Raw genomic sequence first — 18256 nt, 5'->3', positions numbered from 1 at the left:
CATGGCGGTCGCCACCGCTATGCCCGGAAAAAGATGCCCGCCGGTTCCGCCGCCGACGACAATCAGGCGCATGGTTGCCACTGTCCGGCAAAGGTTGCGCCGCCGGCAATCGACAACGCGTCCGCCGCCTGTCGATTGCGACTATTGCTTGCGCCGTGTTCGGCGATGACCGTCTCGATCATGGCCATGGCCTCGACAAAGCACTCGGGACAATACCCGTGGGTCACCACCGCGTCGGGAACCGGCAAAGCAAGCGCCCCCCACTGTCCATGCCGCTCGACCCGCCGGCAAACGCAACACATGCGCACCATGGCGCCCGCTCTCACGACAGGCTCCGTTCCCGGCCCAGCCGGCGAACACACTCGGCAAAGACCCGGCCGCGTTCTTCATATCCGGAAAACATGTCGTAGCTGGAGCAACCAGGGGCAAGCAGCACCAGATCGCCGTTAACCGCAGCAGCGGCAGCCCTGCGCACCGCGTCGTCCAAGGTGGTTGCCGTCTCGGTGGGGGCAATCAAGCCAAGCGCAGCCTGCATCAGAGCAGCGGCCTCGCCCACCAGCACCAGACGTTTCACCTTGCGCGCCACCACATCCCGCAGCAAATTGTAGTCGCCGCCTTTGTCGCGCCCGCCGGCGATGAGCACCACCGGGGCCTCACAGCCGCCCAGAGCGGCCTCCAAGGCGCCGATGTTGGTGGCCTTGGAATCGTTGATGAACCGCACCCCGTCAATCACCGCGACCTCGGCCATACGGTGCGGCGGTGGCTCGTACCCAGCCAGACCGGCTGCTATGCCGGCCTGATCGCAACCGGCCAGCGTTGCCGCCAGGACGGCGGCGGCGGCGTTCAACTGATTGACCGAGGAGTGCAATTTGGTTTGCGCCAGATCAAACACCGCCTCAACTCCCGGCAGACGCAGACAGACGCGTCCGTCCATAATTCGCGCCGCAGCGCCCTGATGCCGGCCAAAGGTGGAACGTTCAACCCCGGCGTTGAGCGGGGTTGCAGCTGCTGCCGGATCGTCTCCGCCGAGAACGGCATGGTCGCCCGGCTGTTGGCTGCGGAAAATATTTTGCTTGGCGCGAGCGTAGTCGGCAAGCGACCCATGCCGGTCCAAATGGTCTGGAGAAATATTGAGCAGCAACCCCACATCCGGCCGAAAATCGCCGGCCAGATCGAGCTGAAAGCTGGAAAGCTCCAGCACCACCGAATCGTAAATCTCAGGCTCGGCAAAGTAGTCAAGCAGGGGCGTGCCGATGTTGCCGCCGACAAACGGCTTTTTGCCCGATGCCTTGAGCAGGTCGCCGATCAGGCTGGTGACCGTGGTCTTGCCGTTGGAACCGGTGACCGCAATGACCGGAACCGGATACTGGCCTGCAGCCAGGGCCAGCTCTCCAACTATCGGCAGGCCTTGCTCGCGGGCGGCGCACAGCACCGGCACGTCAAGCGGCACGCCCGGCCCCGGAACCACCAGGTCGCCGCCGGCAAGAAATGCGCTGGAATGCCCGCCGGTTTCAAGCGCCACGCCCGCCTGCGCAAGGAAGGCCAGGGTCTCGGGTTCAATCTGCGCGGAGGCGCGGCGATCAGAAACCTTGACCTGCGCGCCCCGACGCAGCAGATGCCGAACCGTGGACAGCCCCGCCGCCCCCAACCCGATCACCACTGCCTGCATGCCTTGTAGTATCTGCACGATTTATCTCAATTTCAACGTTGCCAGGGCAATCAGTCCAAGGATGATGGAAACGATCCAAAAACGGACCACCACCTTGGGTTCCAGCCAGCCTTTTTTCTCGAAATGGTGGTGAAACGGCGCCATGAGAAAAATCCGCTTGCCGCCGGTCATCTTGAAATAGCCCACCTGGAGGATGACGGAAACTGCCTCCATGACAAAGATGCCGCCGACAATCACCAGTAAAAACTCTTGTTTGGTGATGATCGACACCACGCCCAGGGTGCCGCCCAACGACAGGGAACCAACGTCGCCCATGAAAATTTCGGCCGGATAGCAGTTGAACCAGAGAAATCCCAAACAGGCGCCAACGATAGCCGCGCAGAAAATGGTGACCTCGCCTGCGCCAGGCACAAAAGGAATCTGCAGGTAACTGGCCACCACCGCGTTGCCGGCCACATAGGAAAAGATGAGATAGGTCGAGGCGGTGATCACGATCGGCCCGGCGGCCAGCCCGTCCAGGCCGTCGGTGAGATTGACCGCGTTGGAGGCCCCAACAATGACCAGCACCGCAAAGGGCAGATACCACCAGCCCAGGTCAGGATGATAGGACTTAAAAAACGGGAGACTGAGGATGCCGTCGTAACCGGGAGTCATCAGCAGGAAAACCGCCACTACCCCGGCGCCGATCACCTGAAGCGCCAATTTCCCCCGGGCGCTGAGCCCGCGGGAGTTGCCCTTGCTGATTTTCTTCCAATCGTCGGTGGAGCCAATGAATCCAAAAAACAGGCTGATGCCGATCAGCAACCACACCAGCCCGCTGCGCAGATCAGTCCAGAGCAGGGCGGAGACGGTGATGGCGGCAAGGATCAGCATGCCGCCCATGGTGGGCACCCCTTTTTTGGAGAAGTGGGTTTCCGGCCCGTCTTCGCGGATCACCTGACCGATCTGTTTCTTTTGCAGCCAGGCGATGAATCTCGGCCCGATGATCACCACCAGCAAAAAGGCGGTGATAGCGCAGCCAATCGAGCGAAAGGTGATGTAACGAAATACGTTGAGCCAGCTCAGCTCGGTGTGAAAGGGATAGAGAAGATTATAAAACATGGTTCCCTGAGGGGCTTAGTGTTCCGTCTTTAATTGTTGTTCCAGCGCGTCCAGCAGCCGCTCCATGCGCATGCCCCGCGAACCTTTGACCAGCAGCCAGTCGCCGGCCTTCAGGTCGCCTTCGACCAGCATTCGGCAGAACCAGTCGGCCATGGCGCCGGGGTCCGGGAAGACCTGGACCTGCTCAGCAGACATGCCGCCGGCCACCGCCGCTTGCGCCACAATCGGGGCGTGGGGTCCGGTGAGCGCCAGTCGGTGGTAGCCCAAACTCGCGGCCAGGGTTCCAATGCCTGCGTGCAAGGCGTCTGAGGCGGTTCCCAGCTCTAGCATGTCGCCCAAGGCGGCCGCATGGCGACAACCCGGGACGCCCAAGGCGGCCACGGTGCGCAAACCCGCCGCCATCGAGGCCGGATTGGCGTTGTAAGCGTCGTTGACCGCTATCAGCCCACCCGGCAGATCAACCACGGCCAACCGTTTGTCGACCGAGGGCGCATACTGCTGCAACCCTTTGACAATGATCTCCGGCCCGACGCCTGCGGCATGGGCAATGGCCGCGGCGGCTGCGCAGTTGCTCACGTTGTGCGCGCCCAAGGCCGGCACAGTGATCCGAGCCTGCCATTCTCCGATATGGAGGGTAAAACGCATGCCGCGCTCGCCCAAATTCCGCTGGCGGGTGACGCGAATCAACGGCGCCAGTTTGCGGCCGGAAGGAGTTACCGCAAAACCGATCTGTTTGCCACCTGATTTTTTTGCCTGGGTCCGCACCTGGGGATCGTCGCAGTTCACCACCCGCACCGCGTCCGGCCGCATGCCGGCAAAGAGTTCCCCCTTGGCCGCGGCCACCCCGGCAATACTGCCCAAGCCCTGCAGGTGCGCGGGATGGACGTTGTTAATGCAGCCGATGTCAGGGTCGGCGATGGCCGCCAGGCGGGCTATCTCGCCGGGCACATTCATCCCCATCTCAAGGACGGCGAGTCGATGGCCAGCCTCCAGCGGCAGCAGCGAGAGCGGCAATCCAATGAGATTATTGAAGTTGCCTTGCGTCTTTAAAACTGGGTCGACTCCGGTGCGAACATTTCGCAAGGCCTCGGCAAAAATGCCGGCCACCATCTCCTTGACTGTGGTTTTTCCGGAACTTCCTGTGATTGCCGCGATTGTTGCAGTCTTGCCCATCAGCCGTCTGCGGTATGCCGCCATGTCGCCGAGGGCGCGAAGGCTATCGGCGACGACAAGGTAGGCCGTGCCTGGGCAAACACGCTCCGGCGGTTGCTCGGCGACAATCACCGAGGCGCCGCGCTCGGCGGCGGCGTCGATGTATTGGTTGCCGTCAAAGGCCTCGCCCTTGAGCGCGACAAACACGTCGCCAGCCTTTAGGCTTCGCGAATCGGTCGAAATTTCCCCGCAGACTGCACGCTGACCGCCGGCCGCCAGCCTGCCGCCGGTTGCGGCCAACAGATGGCGCAGATTCCAACGGAGCAGGCCGTTGAGGGCCTCCAGCCGATCATCGAAAAAGTGCCTTTGCGCGCCAACAATTTGATAATTTTCATGCCCTTTGCCGGCAATGAGGACGCTGTCGCCCGGCGCCGCCAGACTGCAGGCGGCTGCAATGGCCGCTTTGCGGTCGCTGATCACCGTGTAGCCGGGCTGCGGTTCCGCGCCGGTCAACATGTCGACAAGGGAGCGGGCCGCTTTGCCCGAGGCTGCCACGCCGACAACAATCTCCGCGATGATTGCCTCCGGGTCTTCGCTGCGCGGGTTGTCCGACGTGACCACAGCCACGTCCGCATACTGCGCCGCCAGAGCGCCCATCAACGGTCGTTTGCCCCGATCCCGGTCGCCGCCGCACCCGAACACGCACACCAGACGTCCGGTCGTCAGTTCCTTCAAGGTTTGCAGCACGTTTTCCAGGGCGTCCGGGGTGTGGGCGTAATCGACGAAAACCGCCGGAACCTCCGCTCTTGCGACGGTAGGCGGCTTGACCCGCTCCAGCCGGCCAGGCACGCTGCCGACCTTGGCCAGGCCGACGCAAATCTGCTCTTTGCCCAAACCAAGGGCAAGCCCCACGCCGGCGGCGGCCAGCACATTGAGCACGTTGAAGCCGCCGGTCAATTGTGATGCAAAATCGTTGTGTTCGCCCTGGAGACTCAGGCTGCAGCGAAAACCTTCCACGCTTTGATGCAGCCCGCCCGCCCTGACCGCGCAATCGGCCGACAGTCCGCAACGGATGACCGGCGCCTGGGTCAGCGATTGAATCAGCAGTTCGCCCCAGTCGCACCCCTCGGCATGCGGTCCGGCAACCACCACCGCAATGCCCTCCTGCTTCAGATGGTGATGGAAGAGCAATTTCTTGGCCTCGAAATACGAGCCCATACTCTGGTGATAATCGAGGTGGTCGCGGCTCAGATTGGTGAACAGGGCCACGTCAAAACGGGTTCGCCCCAGCCTTTTCTGCTGCAAGGCGTGGGATGAGACCTCCATGATCGCATGAGTGACGCCCTGCTCCGCCATAATCCGCAACAACCTTTGCAGGGTCGCCGGATCAGGGGTGGTCAGCGGCGCCTCCTGAATGACATGGAGACCGTCCAGGCCGTGATAGCGGTAGTTCACCGTGCCGATCACGCCCGGCCGGAAGCCTGCGGCCAGCAGCATCTCTTCGATCAGCCACGAGCAGGTGGTCTTGCCGTTGGTGCCGGTGATGCCGATCATCCGCATCCGCTCGGCCGGATACCCGTTCCAGGCGGCCGCCGATTCGCTGATCGCCGCATGGCTGTCGGCAACCACGATCACTGGCGCTGCGAGATCGTCAAGTCCCTCGTCGAGGTCGACCACCACCGCCGCGCATCCCCTGCGAACGGCCTCGGAAATATAGGCGCGGCCGTCGGCCTTTTCGCCGCGAACCGCGACAAAAAGACTGCCGGGGAGCACTTGCCGCGAATCGGAAACAACCGCCGTCACCGGCTGCTGGAGGGCCGCATCGGTCAGTCCGCGCGTTGCAAGCGGGGCAAGAAGGTGAACCAGTTCCGCCAAGGTGATCATAGACGCCAGCCGATTATTTTGTGTCCAAGGTCAGAATGCATTCGTCAACCCCGGTCAGCGGTTGCCCAGGAAGCGGGTACTGGGCGACAATGCGGCCGCTGCCGTTGATCCGAACCTTCATTTTGTATTTGTCGATCTGCTGCAAGCCTTTGCGCAGACTCAGGCCCCGCATTTGCGGCATCACCGGCGCCGGCTCATTGGCTTTGCCCGGGGTGTTGCGGAAGTTGAGCCGTTTGCTGATGAAAAACTGGCGCAGGTTTTCCTGGCTTTTTTCCGGCGGCTTTGCCGGCAGATTTTCCGGCGGCGCGGTTTTAATCAACATCGCCAGCAAGTCCTTGCCCATTTGCTCCAAGGCCGCCTTGTCGCTGTTTTTAGCGTCCGGCAGGGGTTGGAGACAATCCTGCTCAATAGCCATTAACAAGAGAAATTTCGGCTGTTTTGCCGGCGCCAAACCAACGAACAATTTCTGCATGGAATAGCGGGAAAACTCTTTCTCCGGATTCACCTGCAGATGGTCGGCAGTGAACACCACCTCGTTCTCCTGCTCCATCAGCCAGTTGGCGAACAACTCCCGCCTGATCTTGACCCCAAGCGCCGGGTCCAGAACATGCCGTTTCTCAGTGGCCTCACTGCTGCGGGCATAACGTTTGGCCGTGGCGTGATCATAGATGGAGTCAACCACATAGGGCGTAATCCGCCAGCCGCCGTTGACAAGGCTGGCCAGGGTCACGCCCACCTGAACGCCGGTGACAACCGGCTCTGCGCCGGACTGCTCCGGAGCCGCAGGACCTGATTCCCAATTGCCGAACACTGACCCGTAGAGCTGAATCTGCTGTTCAAAAACATTGAGCTGGGCGTCGGTGAATCCGTAATTGGCTGCGGCCACTGTTGCCGGCAACAGGCTGGGACCTTCCAAACCCTGCCGTTCTATGGCCGCCGCCCGCGCCAGGATGGGCCGGATCAGCTCTTTGTCGAGCACATGATTGTAGATCCGGTTGACCCGATTGCTTTCGTTGGCTTTCCAGAAGTAATTTGGGTTAAACGACGGCTGGTTGACCAACGCCAAAATGCGGCCGCTCCCCGGCTCGATTAGCAACCCCATGCCTTTTTCCGCGCCCTGGGCCGCGAGATACTCGCGAAAACGGCTCTCCAGCTGTTTTTGCAGATCGATGTCCAGGGTCAGCACGATGTCCGTGACTGCGGCCCCTAAACTCTCTTGGCCCTCAAAATCGATATCCGGGATATTGCTTTTACGAAACCCGCCCGCCTGCAACACCGAGTCGTATTTGCCTTCCACGCCGGCAAGGCCAACCCCGTCCCCCATGAAACCGAGCACATGGGAGGCGGCTGTATGCCCAGGATAAAACCGCACTTCCCCCGCCTTGCAGGACACTCCGCGCAACTGGAGCGCCGCTATCTGCTCGGCCTGTCGTTCGTCCAAATCGTCGGCCAGCACTATCGAGTACTGCGCGTTCTTCAACCGCGCCTCAAGGGCGTCAACCTTGTCGCCGACAAAAGGCGCCAGTGCCTCGGCGGTTTTGCGGCGATCTCCCACCTCAACCGGGTTGACCGCCAAGGAGAACAAACGGTACGAAACCGCCATTTCTCTGAATTTCCGGTCGTAAACCGTTCCCCTTAAAACAGATTCAGCGGGCGTTGGGCCCGCTGAAAGAGACGAAAATTTGCCGACAGCAGACTGGACAATCCTGCCGATATCCTGGAGGGAGGGGGGGCATCTATACAGAACAGCGCCAGCCGCTGTCAGCAAAACAACAAGAAGGGGAATCAGCCATCGTCGTTTAGTCTTTTTTGACCTTAGGGTTTTTGCCATTGCCCGACTACATCCGCCGCACCTGTCCTTTGTCAGGTTCAAACAGATTCAATTTTGTCCCGGCAATGGCGACGACGTGCGTTTTTGACGCCAACTGAGCGCGGAAGGCCAGCAGCCGGACGTTTTCGTTGTAAATCGAGGCGTTCTGACCACGCAGCTGTTCGGCCCGAGCCCGCATGTCCATCATTTGCCCGTAAAAAAACTGGGTGATCGCCAAGCCCGCCACCAGCGCGACCGCCACGACGACGGCGATATATTTGCGCGTTTCTCCCGACAAACAGGCGTTAAACCGGGGATTGGCCTGGCGCTCTTCTCTGAGCGAAGCCTGCTGGCGCGGCCTATATGTTCGTACACTTACGTTTGGCGTCATACCTGTCTCCTGCGTCACCGCCTGCTGTTTTCCAACGTGTTTCCCCACGGCCTCAAATCCGCTCCGCAACCCGAAGTTTGGCGCTTCTGGCCCTCGGATTGCGCCGCATTTCCTCCGCCGACGGCACAATCGGCCGTTTGCTCAGCACTGCATAGGCCGAATTTTGCTGAAAGGCCTGCTTCACGATCCGATCTTCCAAGGAATGAAACGTGATGATGCAAATCCTGGCGCCCTTGGCCAAAACCTGCGGCGCGGTTGCCAGTAATCGACTGAGATTGTCCAATTCGCCATTGACCGCGATTCGCAAGGCCTGAAACACCTTGGTCGCGACATGCACCTTGGGCGGATGATATTTCCGGGGCACGGCCTCAGCCACAATCGCGGCCAACCTGCCGGTGGTGACCACCGGGGCTTCAATCCGGGCCTCGGCAATAAACCGGGCGATCCGCCGGGCCTGCCGTTCCTCGCCGTAGTGATAAAAAATATCCGCCAACTGGTCTTCAGAGGCCTGGGCAATAAGCGCTGCTGCGGTCAACGGCTTGCGGCGATCCATGCGCATGTCAAGCGCGTTGTCCGTCCGAAAGCTAAACCCTCGCTCGGCTCGATCCAACTGCAGCGACGAAACGCCGAGATCGGCGATCAGGCCGTCAACGGCAACAATGCCCATCCTTTCAAGCTCCGGGACCACGTCCGCATAAGAGGCCCGGACTATCTGCACCCGCTCGCCAAAGCCCGCCAAATGCCGACTGGTCGCAGCTGCTGCCTCTTCGTCCCATTCAAAGCCGATAACTCGACTGGTTGACGACGCGTGCTCCAGAATCGCTTGCGTATGCCCGCCCAACCCCAGGGTGCCGTCAACGTACAGCGCCTCGGGCCGCGGTTTAAGCCATTCAAGCACCTCGTCTTTCAACACCGGGATATGGATCGCAGATTGGTCTTGCGTCATGCGATGGAGCACATTACAAAATGCCCAGCGCGGAAAGGCCTGCGCTGAAGTCGCCGAAAGTTTCGCGGGTATGCCGAGTTTCCTCTTCCCAGGCAACCTTGTCCCATATCTCGAAATGCTGGAGCATGCCGACCACAACCACGTCTTTCTCGATGCCCAGACCAGACCTGAGCGCAGGCGGCAGAAGAATCCGCCCCTGCTTGTCCACCGGGCATTCACTGACTCCGGCAATCAGATAACGGACAAACCTGCTGAAATCGGGCTGATTTTTCCCCTGTGCGAGCAACGTCTCCTCAAGGGCTTCCCACTCGGCCATCGGGTAAGCGCGGAGACATTTTTGCCAATGGGTGACAATCAGCATTTCGGAGTGAAACTGCTCACGAAGCACGTCACGAAACCGGGTCGGGATATTCAACCGCCCCTTCGGATCCAGACTGTGTTCCGAGTGACTCCGAAATCGCTGCACAGCACTCCTTGAACCTCAACCGGCTGCGAACCGGGCAAACGCCCCACTCTCAACCGCTTTAAACCACTTTCCACCACCGCATGCCTCATTAGTAAACGAACCACTCCAGAGAGTCAAGGAAAAACACCATCAAACCAAGGGAGAAAACCGCCCGCAAACGCCCCAGCGAAAAGATGGACTTTAGGGCCTAATTACGAAGCGTTACCACCCAGGAAACACAGCCCCGAAACCGTTGCGGCGCAACGCGTCAGCCCTGCCCGTCAGACAGAACGGCCTTGCAAATACAAACGGCTGATCGCCACCCCCTTTCAAGGGATAATGATCAGCCGTTGGGTTGTTTTTGTGCGGCAACCGGCGTCTGAACGCCGGTTGCCGGATGAATCGGGACGCATTCCTGACGAAGCGCCCTGAAGTGAGGATGCGGCGCTCGAAGCAGGCGCTACGCAGGCCCCTACTTCACTTGGACCGGCGGAGGCGTCTGTTGCGGAGCCTGTTGCTGAGCCGGCGGCGGGAAAAACATCGCGGTCACGTCTTTGGCGTTGATGAACACCTGGCCGGCGCCGTCCACCTTGGCGTCGATCCGGTCGGCAACCTTGCCGTTTTCCTCGCGCCGGTCGGCCAGTGCGGTGATCGTCGCCAACGTTTTCTCGGTCTCCGGGTCGGCGCTGAGACTGCGCGCTATTCTTAAGAATTCTTCAGGATTTTCAACAACCAGCTTCATCTCGCCGGTGGAGAAATACTTGGCCTTCTGATCCGCCACGGCCATCAGGGCCAGCGTCAACCGGGTTGCCGGGAAGGCGACAAAGGAATCGGTCAGCGACAGGGTGAGGCCGCTTGTCATCAGCGCGTTCATGCCGTTGATCATCAACTCGCCCTGCACCTGCTGCATATTGCCCGCAGCCAGCGCCGCCGGGCTAGAGACCAGCTTGAGCAGGGAAGGAATTTTTTTTACCTCAAGCTGGACGTTGGCGGATTCCGGCATGTTGCCGGCCTCAGGGGCCATTCCTTTGAACCCGGAAAAGTGCACGCGGGTGTGAGCGGTTCCGCCATCGCCGCCGCCAGCCGTAAACCCGCCGCTCAGGATTGCCTTGTCAAGGGTCACCGGCGCAGGCTGGGCATTGACCACCCGGAGGTCTTCCAAGCTGATTTCGCTGGAATAGCCCTCGATCAGCGCCAGTACTTTCTGGACAAACTGCATCCCGTGCTTGGCCAGATAGGCGTCGGACTGCTCTGGCGGCGTTTTGTCCATACCCTCAATGGCGACAAACAGGTCGGCGAACAGATGCGGCGGCGGCGTTTTGACGGCGCCCTCGCCGACCAATCCCACATGACGCAGCGAGGTGGCAACAGGCTGCGTTTTTTCCGGAGTTTTCCCCTCGGCATAGGCGAAATTGTTCAGGGCACCCTTGGAATGATAGACAAATTTTTCAGCCTGGGCGTCTTTGCGCAGGCCGCCGGAGAGTTCGACCGATTCCAGACTGAAGACGTCGCCTTTGGACGTCGACTGCAGCCCCTGGATGCTCATCGAACCGGTGTACGCGCCCAGCAACTGCATGTATTCGTCAAAATCGGCGAGCAATTGTTTGAGTTCCGGACGCGGCAGTTGATCCATCCGGTTCAGGCCGCGCTGCAGGCTCTGGCGCAAGGCATAGCTCCTGGTCGCATTGGCGCCGTTCACCTCAGCCTGAGTGGCGATTTTGGCCAGCTTAAAGTCGACCTCTTTGCCAACAAAGGCTAGACCATCGGCCTGCGCCTGCATTTTTTCGGTCCAGCTGTCCTGTTCGCCCTTGCCGGCGACGCCGTTCAGCGCCAGCTCTTTGAGCGACAACCGACCGGTTTTTGCGATGTCCTCAAGCACCAGGTCGCCCAGCTTGGCGTCCATCCGGGTGAAATTCATCTGCCGGCGGTCCCAGACGCCGCTGATTTCCTGACGACCAAGGGTCAGCTCGGCAACCGGCTTGCCGGCCTCAATGACCGGGGCCTTGTCAGGCAACCGCACGGTGACGGCCAGGACGTCCGCATCCTGGGGTTTGAAACGAAAAACCACCGGCCCGAACTCGACCGAGTTTTTTTCGTCCATGATCAACGTGCACGGCTCAAGCCGCACCTCATAACCGCCGTCAACTGGAACAACGCCGTAGTTGCGGTTGGTCTTCAGGCCCACATCCTTGTTGTGGCCCGGCGGCGGCAACAGGCCAATGGCCCAGTCGGTGAAGGCGTAAATCAACGCCTCTTCCGGGGTTGCCGGTTTCCGCTCAGCAACGGGCGGCTCCGGCGGAATTGCAACCGGCGCAGCCGGCGGCGACGCAGAAGTCGCTTGCTGCCCCTGGCCGGCTGGAGGGCCCCCTGGCGCGGCCTGGTCGACAACCACCGCTTCAGCGGGAGGCGCGGCCGGCTCCGGCGACGGCGGCGCAACCTGTTCCACGACTGCGGGCGCAGCCGGCGCGCTTTGCTGTTTATTCTCCGGGGTCTCCAGCTGCTGAACCAGGCTGTCCAGACGCGGGTTGGGCTGCAGGGCCAGACTCTCCTTATATTTTTTGACCGCTAGGTCGGGCCGCCCCTGCAATTGCAGCCGCGCGCCTTCAAGCTGCAGCTCTCGGGCTGCGCTCGCCGCGTCCCGAACCGCTTCAGCAGCCTGGGCCGTCACCGTCGCCAAGGGGACCACGCCCATAGACGCACAACCGATCAGCGCGGCCAGCACCCAACCGGTCAGGCCCATGCCCCGCAGTCCGTTCCTGGGTTTTACCTTCAGCATTCCTGCTCCTGTCATTCTCCCCTCCTTCAATGGTTTCGATACGTTATGGATTTATTCGTCGCGCAGCGCTTCGGCCGGGTCCAGACGGGTTGCCCGCAGGGCCGCAAAAGTTGCGGCAACAACGCTCAGGGTCCAGACGCCGACAGCCAAAATCAGAAAATGCCCAAGCGACAGGGTGCAAAGCGACTCCTCGGCGTGCAACTGGGCGCGAAACAAGGTGTTGATTACCCTGGCCACCAGCAGAAACAGCACCGCCGCCAGGGCCAGGGCGCCGCTTGACAGCAGCAGTCCCTGGGAAATCGGGAACAGCACCAGTTCGCGCTTCAGCAAACCGAGCAGCCGAAGCACGTTCAGCTCCTTTTTTTTCCGCTCCACCGAAGCGTAGAGGCTGGCGGTCAGGGCGGATACGCCGCCAATCACACCCACTGCGGCAATCAACCAGAAGACCAGGGTCGCATAGCGGTCAAGCCGCCGCACCTCCGCTATCCGCTCCCGTTCGGTGTGCACGGTCACGCCCTGCTGTTCCAGTCGTTGCTGCACCGCATCGACCGCGTCGATGGTCGCGGCGTAAAGGCGAAACCCCGCATATCCCTGGCGGGAGAGCAGCAATGCATCGGCGGCGGAATCGTACCGGACGTTGCGGTGGCGCAGTAGGTTGAACGTGCCGGCAACGGCGGCGCTGGCCTGCGCCTGGCCGCCTGGGACATCGCCCTTGTGCAGCAGGACCGGCGCCTGCAGCTCCCGGTCCGCGACCTTGAGGCGCAAGGTCGCCGGGCCTTCGCTGAGCGGCAGATCCGGAGCGACCACAATGACGCGCTGGGGGCGGGTCGAGCCGGCAGCTTGAACGGCCCCCGACGACGACGCGACATCGGAACGCGCCCGCAGCTGGACGGTCACCGGACCAGATGCGCCGGCGACCGTCAAACCAATCTCCAGCGGCTCAATCCAGGGCGCGACAATGGCGCCCCTGCCCCGCAATTTGTTGACCACAGCCTGGAGATTGTCCTCCGTGGCCGCCCGCTGCCGGACCGTGATCCAATACGCCGACCACCCCGGTTCCGGGGCGTAGCCGAGCTTGTCCCGAGCCTCGTCGCCCGCAACCGGCTGCACCCGGGAAAAACCGGTGTTGTTGACCAGCAGCACCTCGTCCAGCTTGCTCAAGGGTTCCGGGGTCAGCACCACGGCGCCGTCAAACACCGGGTAAGCCTCCGGCAACTCGCCCTGCCAACCATAGGCAGGCACGGCCCTGCCGTCCTTGTAGTCCTCGACCGATTCGACAACCTCCAGCCGGACATAGGCGGCGCGCAGGCTGGAAGCCCGCTCGCCCAGCACGGCGGCGATCCGCACCGGAAAGGTTCCATTCTCGTACCGCCCCTGGATGATTCGCTGCGCGCCCAGGGTCAGCTGATCGCCGGCGGCGACGTTCAGCGCCTTGGCCGCCGCCTCGGTGAGCACGCACTCGCCGGGTTCCGGCACAACCCCGCTGTTTTCAAGCAGCAGCGGGTCGCCGGGCGCGGTGACCATCAGGCTCAACGGTTCCCTGAGGTCGCCGGCTGCGTTGGTTGCCATGACCGAGGCCGAGATCTGCCGGGTCATGGGCGCCACAAAGGCAACCTCGGCCTGGTGGGCCCTGAGTTCGTCAAACCATTCGCGGCTAAAAGACCGGGTGGTCAATGGACGGATTTCCCTATTTTTGGGGTCCTGCACTAAACGGCTGCGCATGGTCTCAACCGCCCCGAACTTGAGCCCGAACAGGATCAGCAGGGGCGCGATGATCGCGGAAATGGCCAACACCAGACAAAGGCTCAGCAACCAGTCGTGGACAATGTCCTTGAAGGCCAGCCGAAAAATCATGCCCCAACCTCCGGACGGGCCAGTCGTTCGCCAGCGACGGGTGCGGGAACGCGGGTTTCCGCAAACGCGGTCGCCAACGTTTCGGCGCGGCCCGTGCGCACCGTTTCAAAGCGCACCTGCCGGTCCGACACCTGGTCCACCAGGCTGCGGTCGTGGGTTACCATGATCACCGCCGCGCCCATTTCCCTGGCCAGCGCGTGCAGTTCGTCGCGGATGTCGAGCGCGGTGGGATAATCCACGGCGGCGGTGGGTTCGTCGGCCAGGATAATCATCGGCCGATGGATCAGGGCACGGGCCACCGCAACCCGCTGCCGTTGCCCGCCGGAAAGGTGCTGCGGCTTCTTGTCGAGTTGGTCAGTCAGCCCCAACACCCCGACGAGGTCGTTGAACTCGCCGCGACTGACGCCGACGCCGCTGATCTGGGCGGTGAGCATGATGTTTTCGCGCACGCTTAAAAAGGACAACAGGCCGCCGCTTTGCAAAACATAGCCGATGTTGGCGCGGCGGATCCGAGCGGCGCGGTTTTCCGCAAGACCAGGAACTTCAAAAACTCTGGGCTTGCCGCGCGGCCCCACCTGCACGCTGAAACTGCCGGCACGAGTCGGCTCCATAACCAGGGCCAGCATATCCAGCAGGGTCGATTTGCCGCAGCCCGACGGCCCCACCACCGAGCAAAACTCGCCTCGACAGACGTCAAGCTCCGGAATGCGGAGGACAAAGGAAACGCCGCCCTTGCTGCGGCGCTTCTCCACATCCCGGAGACGATAGACGACATCAGTCATAGAGGTCAGGGCAGCAGCTCCAGGCTGATCGGGTACACATACTCGCTGGGGTCGTCGCTCTTGTTCAGCCGCACCCAACCCTCCGGGCCGTCGTGGATTGTTTCGTAGGCCATGATCCGCGCCTCCAGATCGGCAAGGAACATGTCCTGTTCGTCCACGGACCAGCTGCTCCACAGCTCGTTGTTCATATCCATGATCCGGCTTTTGTAGGGCAGACCGGTCAGAAACTCAGGGATCAACCCGCTCTGCGACAGGGACTTGGCCCGTTTGATCATCTCTGGATCGCGGGCCGTGGCGGCCGCCGCCGCCTGCAGCGAGGAGAAGAAATCCTCGCCGCTGATCTGGCCCTTGCGGCCTGCTGCAAGGATGGTTTTCAAGGTTTCCCGCAGGGAGTCGAGCTGGCGTTTGTTGATCAGCAACCGCACCTCCAGCGATTGAATGTCGGTGGCGAGCAAGTCTTTGTCCGTTACCCAGGCGACAACGTCGCGCGGCGCCTGCGCCCCGGCCTGGGAACCGATCCATTGCACAAAGGCGGCTTTCAGGGCCGCATTGGCCAGGGCTTGCCCCTCGGGCTTTGCCGGCTCGCCTTTTGCCGGCGCCGGGCTTGCCTCCTCAAAGAGGTCGAGATTCACGGTCCCCTTGGCAGCCGTCACGGCCGGTTCCGTCCCCGGCTTGGCCGGCTGCGCCGCGGGCGACGAGACGTCAAAGTCGGAGACGCCGGCTTTGGCCGTTGCCGGCGCATTGCCGCCCGAACCGGCGGTGGCGGTTGCTGCGGCCTTGCCCTTTTCTTGATTGATTTTCTCAAGCAAACCGATAATTGCGTCGGTCACGTTTTTGGTGACGTTTTCAAAACCAACCAAGTCCTCGGAAGGGGTGCTGTAGTAGGAAGGTCCGCCCTCGGCGCCCCTGTTGACGCTCAAGGTCTGGAACTGTTCAGCGGTGGTCGCGTGATACTGCTCGGCCTTGGGATCTTTGATGTGGATGGCGTAGATGGTGATGTTGCGGTCGTCGGCAATAGCGCGCAGGGTGGTCTGGCTCTGTCCCGAGGCGTTCCACTTGTGGCCCGGCTCATGGCCGGGGGCGTCGCCGACCAGGACCACGATTTTGATCGCGTTGGGGGTCCAGGCGGTCTCGTCAACCGCGCCCTTCACCCCGGAGAACACGTCCTCGGCGTACCCTTCCGAGCCGGCCAAACTGACGTCCACGGTTTTCAAGGTGGGAATGAACTGATCAATGTTCTGGAGTTCCGGGGTATAATTCTTGACGTTGTAGCCGATGTCCGGAATGGAGATGGAATCGCGATACCCCCAGACGCCAAACTTGACCGCCTTGGCCAGCGCGGCGTTGCTCGATATCCGTTTGGAGGCCTCTTCCACCACCTTCAGGGTCTGGGTGACGTAGGGCATCATCGAGTTGGTGGCATCCATCACCCAGACAATGTCGATGCCTAATTTTTCAAGGGCTGCCGGGCTAATCGAGGTGCTGTCCTGCACGGCGTCCTGCAGGTAGTCCTTGTTTTTCCTGATGTCCGAGCTTTCCCGCGCCTCGGCCCCTTCGCCGGTGACGGCGGCCAGCTTGAGGATTCTGGCCTCACGGTTTTCCAGCTGAACCTCGCCGAATTCAAGAATCGGCAGCAGATAGAACTCCTTGGTGATGTCGACCGCCTTTTTCGGCTCAATGGTCACAATGGGAAACTCAGGCGGAACATCGCCCATGGCGATGTCCATGTAGTATTTTTCCACTGCCTCTTTGCGTTTTTCTTTGGGCAGCCCGCTCAATCGTTCCAACTCCGCTTTTTTGTCAAACATCAGCACCGGATAGCGTCCCTCCGGGTGGGTGTAGGACAGGCACATGGTCTGCTTCCACTCGAACACGTCATCCGAAGACATCCAGCCAAGCACAGTTCCCCGGTTGTCGTGGCCAACCTCATACCAGACCGCTCCCCCCAGATCGCCCCCACCCTGTTTGCCGTAGACGTAATAGGCCTGGAAGGCCGGAACGTTTTCCTCGATGGTGGAGCTGGCGACGTCGGGGTTTTTATATACCTTGGAAAAGGCGCGCGACAACACCCGCAGGGGCAGCGACTCCTTGCCCTCAAGCTTTATCGGGATCCGTTTAGCAGCCGAAGCGGCGGAGGCCTCCGCCGGTGCTGTCGCTGTCGCCGTCCCGGAAGATTCGCCGGCCGCAACCGCGCCCTGCACAATCGCAAAGGTTCCCAGCAGCAGGCCCAACGCCATGGTCAATGTGTGTAACCGCATACCTCTTCTCCTTATTCAATCCTGGTTCGTGGTGATGAAATCAAACAATGCAGTGATCGACGATTCCTTGCTGAAATCCTGACGGGCCAGTTCCTCGGGCAGGCGAAGCCCCGGGGCTAGGCCGCGCTGGTGAAAGGCAACGCCTTCCGGGGTCAGGATCTCGGCATAGGTCAGCAGTAGGGCCGAACCGTCCGGCAGGGGCAGAAACCGCTGGGCAAGCCCCTTGCCGTAGGTTGCCGCCCCCACCGAAAGCGCCCGTTTATCGGCGGTCAGGGCGGCAATAAACGCCTCGGCGGCGCTGGCGGTGTCGTTGTCCTGGAGCAGCGTCAGCCTGCCGGCTGCGAGCTGCGGCTGTTCGGCCTCGATTTTTTGAGTTGTGTCCCGGTCGCGCAGCTGAAACAACACGGTCCCGGGCCGGACAAAGAGTTCCGCGCATTCACGGGCGCTGATCAGGCTGCCGCCCTGGTTGCCGCGCAGATCAAGCAGAATGGGCCGCCCGTCGTTGCCGCCCCCTTCGAGGATACGGCGCAACTGCGCCGCCGTGTCCTTGGCGAACCGGGTTATCTGGATAAAATGACCCGCGCCGGCGGCCTTCCAGACAACGGATTGGTAGTGGGCCCGCTGTCGCCGCAGGGTCAGGGACCTGGGGATGGCCTGACCGGTTCTGATGGTTAGTTGCACCGTCGCGCCTTCCGCCCCCCGGATCATGGCGCCGACCACATACACCGACTTGCCGTACACCGGCGAGCCGTTGACCGCCACCAGTTCATCGCCTGGGGCAATGCCGCTTTTTTCAGCCAGCCCGCGTTTGAAGGGATAGAGCCGCAAGGTTCCGTCCCGTTGCTGCATATCCATCTCCACCCCAAAGTAGTCGGAGCTGGTCGACTCGAGAAAGGCGGCGTATTCACGGGCCGTGAGATAATCGGAATAGTCGTCAAGGGAGTGGGCGTAGGCGCGGAGAAGATCTTCGGCGATCTTCCGGCTCGACCTGGGCACGGCCAGACCGTGGTCGCGGATCTGTTCCACCGCCGCAGTGAGCAACTGCGCTTCCTCGGTTAACTGCGCCCAGGCCGCCGGCGTCGGCGCCGCTCCAAGCCCGTACAGCGCCAAACCGACCACAATAAGCGCAAACCCGCGCAATGGTCGGCAGGCCGTGCTGAGGATGAGAGACGCCACGGGCCGGGCCGA

The 18256-nt window shown here is 61.7% G+C and carries 13 protein-coding genes; all 13 read right to left on the bottom strand.

The annotated features are described in order from the left end of the window. Positions 1-62: 62 nt before the first annotated feature. On the bottom strand, positions 63-326 hold the full coding sequence (locus tag RCH93_RS08120) for a hypothetical protein (protein ID WP_306547849.1): 264 nt from the start codon (positions 324-326) through the stop codon (positions 63-65). Beyond that, positions 323-1687, bottom strand: a complete 1365-nt coding sequence (murD, locus tag RCH93_RS08115) for a UDP-N-acetylmuramoyl-L-alanine--D-glutamate ligase (RefSeq protein ID WP_306547848.1) — start codon at positions 1685-1687, stop codon at positions 323-325. The genes RCH93_RS08120 and murD overlap by 4 nt, the downstream gene beginning before the upstream one ends. Before the next feature lie 3 nt (positions 1688-1690). Further along, the gene (mraY, locus tag RCH93_RS08110) at positions 1691-2770 is read right to left on the bottom strand and encodes a phospho-N-acetylmuramoyl-pentapeptide-transferase (RefSeq protein WP_306547847.1); all 1080 of its coding nucleotides are present in this window, start codon (positions 2768-2770) and stop codon (positions 1691-1693) included. 15 nt (positions 2771-2785) lie between these two features. Next, on the bottom strand, positions 2786-5806 hold the full coding sequence (locus tag RCH93_RS08105; protein ID WP_306547846.1) for a UDP-N-acetylmuramoyl-L-alanyl-D-glutamate--2,6-diaminopimelate ligase: 3021 nt from the start codon (positions 5804-5806) through the stop codon (positions 2786-2788). 13 nt (positions 5807-5819) lie between these two features. Beyond that, the gene (locus tag RCH93_RS08100; RefSeq protein WP_306547845.1) at positions 5820-7637 is read right to left on the bottom strand and encodes a hypothetical protein; all 1818 of its coding nucleotides are present in this window, start codon (positions 7635-7637) and stop codon (positions 5820-5822) included. Between the two features lie 7 nt (positions 7638-7644). Further along, entirely contained in the window at positions 7645-8007 is a 363-nt protein-coding gene (locus RCH93_RS08095; protein WP_306547844.1) for a hypothetical protein, read from the bottom strand. A gap of 52 nt (positions 8008-8059) precedes the next feature. Then, positions 8060-8953: a 16S rRNA (cytosine(1402)-N(4))-methyltransferase RsmH gene (gene rsmH, locus RCH93_RS08090; RefSeq protein ID WP_306547843.1), complete on the bottom strand. Its 894-nt coding sequence runs from the start codon at positions 8951-8953 to the stop codon at positions 8060-8062. A 13-nt stretch (positions 8954-8966) separates the two neighbouring features. Beyond that, the gene (gene mraZ / locus RCH93_RS08085; RefSeq protein ID WP_306547842.1) at positions 8967-9419 is read right to left on the bottom strand and encodes a division/cell wall cluster transcriptional repressor MraZ; all 453 of its coding nucleotides are present in this window, start codon (positions 9417-9419) and stop codon (positions 8967-8969) included. Positions 9420-9870: 451 nt separating this feature from the next. After that, complete coding sequence (locus RCH93_RS08080; RefSeq protein WP_306547841.1) at positions 9871-12174, bottom strand: hypothetical protein; 2304 nt, start codon at positions 12172-12174, stop codon at positions 9871-9873. 51 nt (positions 12175-12225) lie between these two features. Continuing rightward, positions 12226-14028 (bottom strand): FtsX-like permease family protein, encoded by a 1803-nt coding sequence (locus RCH93_RS08075; protein WP_306547840.1) that lies wholly within the window; start codon positions 14026-14028, stop codon positions 12226-12228. Then, entirely contained in the window at positions 14025-14810 is a 786-nt protein-coding gene (locus tag RCH93_RS08070; RefSeq protein WP_306547839.1) for an ABC transporter ATP-binding protein, read from the bottom strand. Before RCH93_RS08070 ends, RCH93_RS08075 begins: the two co-directional genes overlap by 4 nt. Before the next feature lie 5 nt (positions 14811-14815). Beyond that, on the bottom strand, positions 14816-17068 hold the full coding sequence (locus RCH93_RS08065; RefSeq protein ID WP_306547838.1) for a vWA domain-containing protein: 2253 nt from the start codon (positions 17066-17068) through the stop codon (positions 14816-14818). A 15-nt stretch (positions 17069-17083) separates the two neighbouring features. Further along, a complete protein-coding gene (locus RCH93_RS08060; RefSeq protein ID WP_306547837.1) occupies positions 17084-18244 on the bottom strand; it encodes a S41 family peptidase in 1161 nt (386 codons plus the stop codon). Positions 18245-18256 lie beyond the last annotated feature (12 nt).

Origin of the sequence: Desulfobulbus sp. (assembly GCF_030824455.1) — a bacterium.
Classification (GTDB): Bacteria; Desulfobacterota; Desulfobulbia; order Desulfobulbales; family Desulfobulbaceae; genus Desulfobulbus.
Note: the sequence above shows the minus strand (reverse complement) of the source record. Positions and strands in the feature narration are given on the sequence as shown.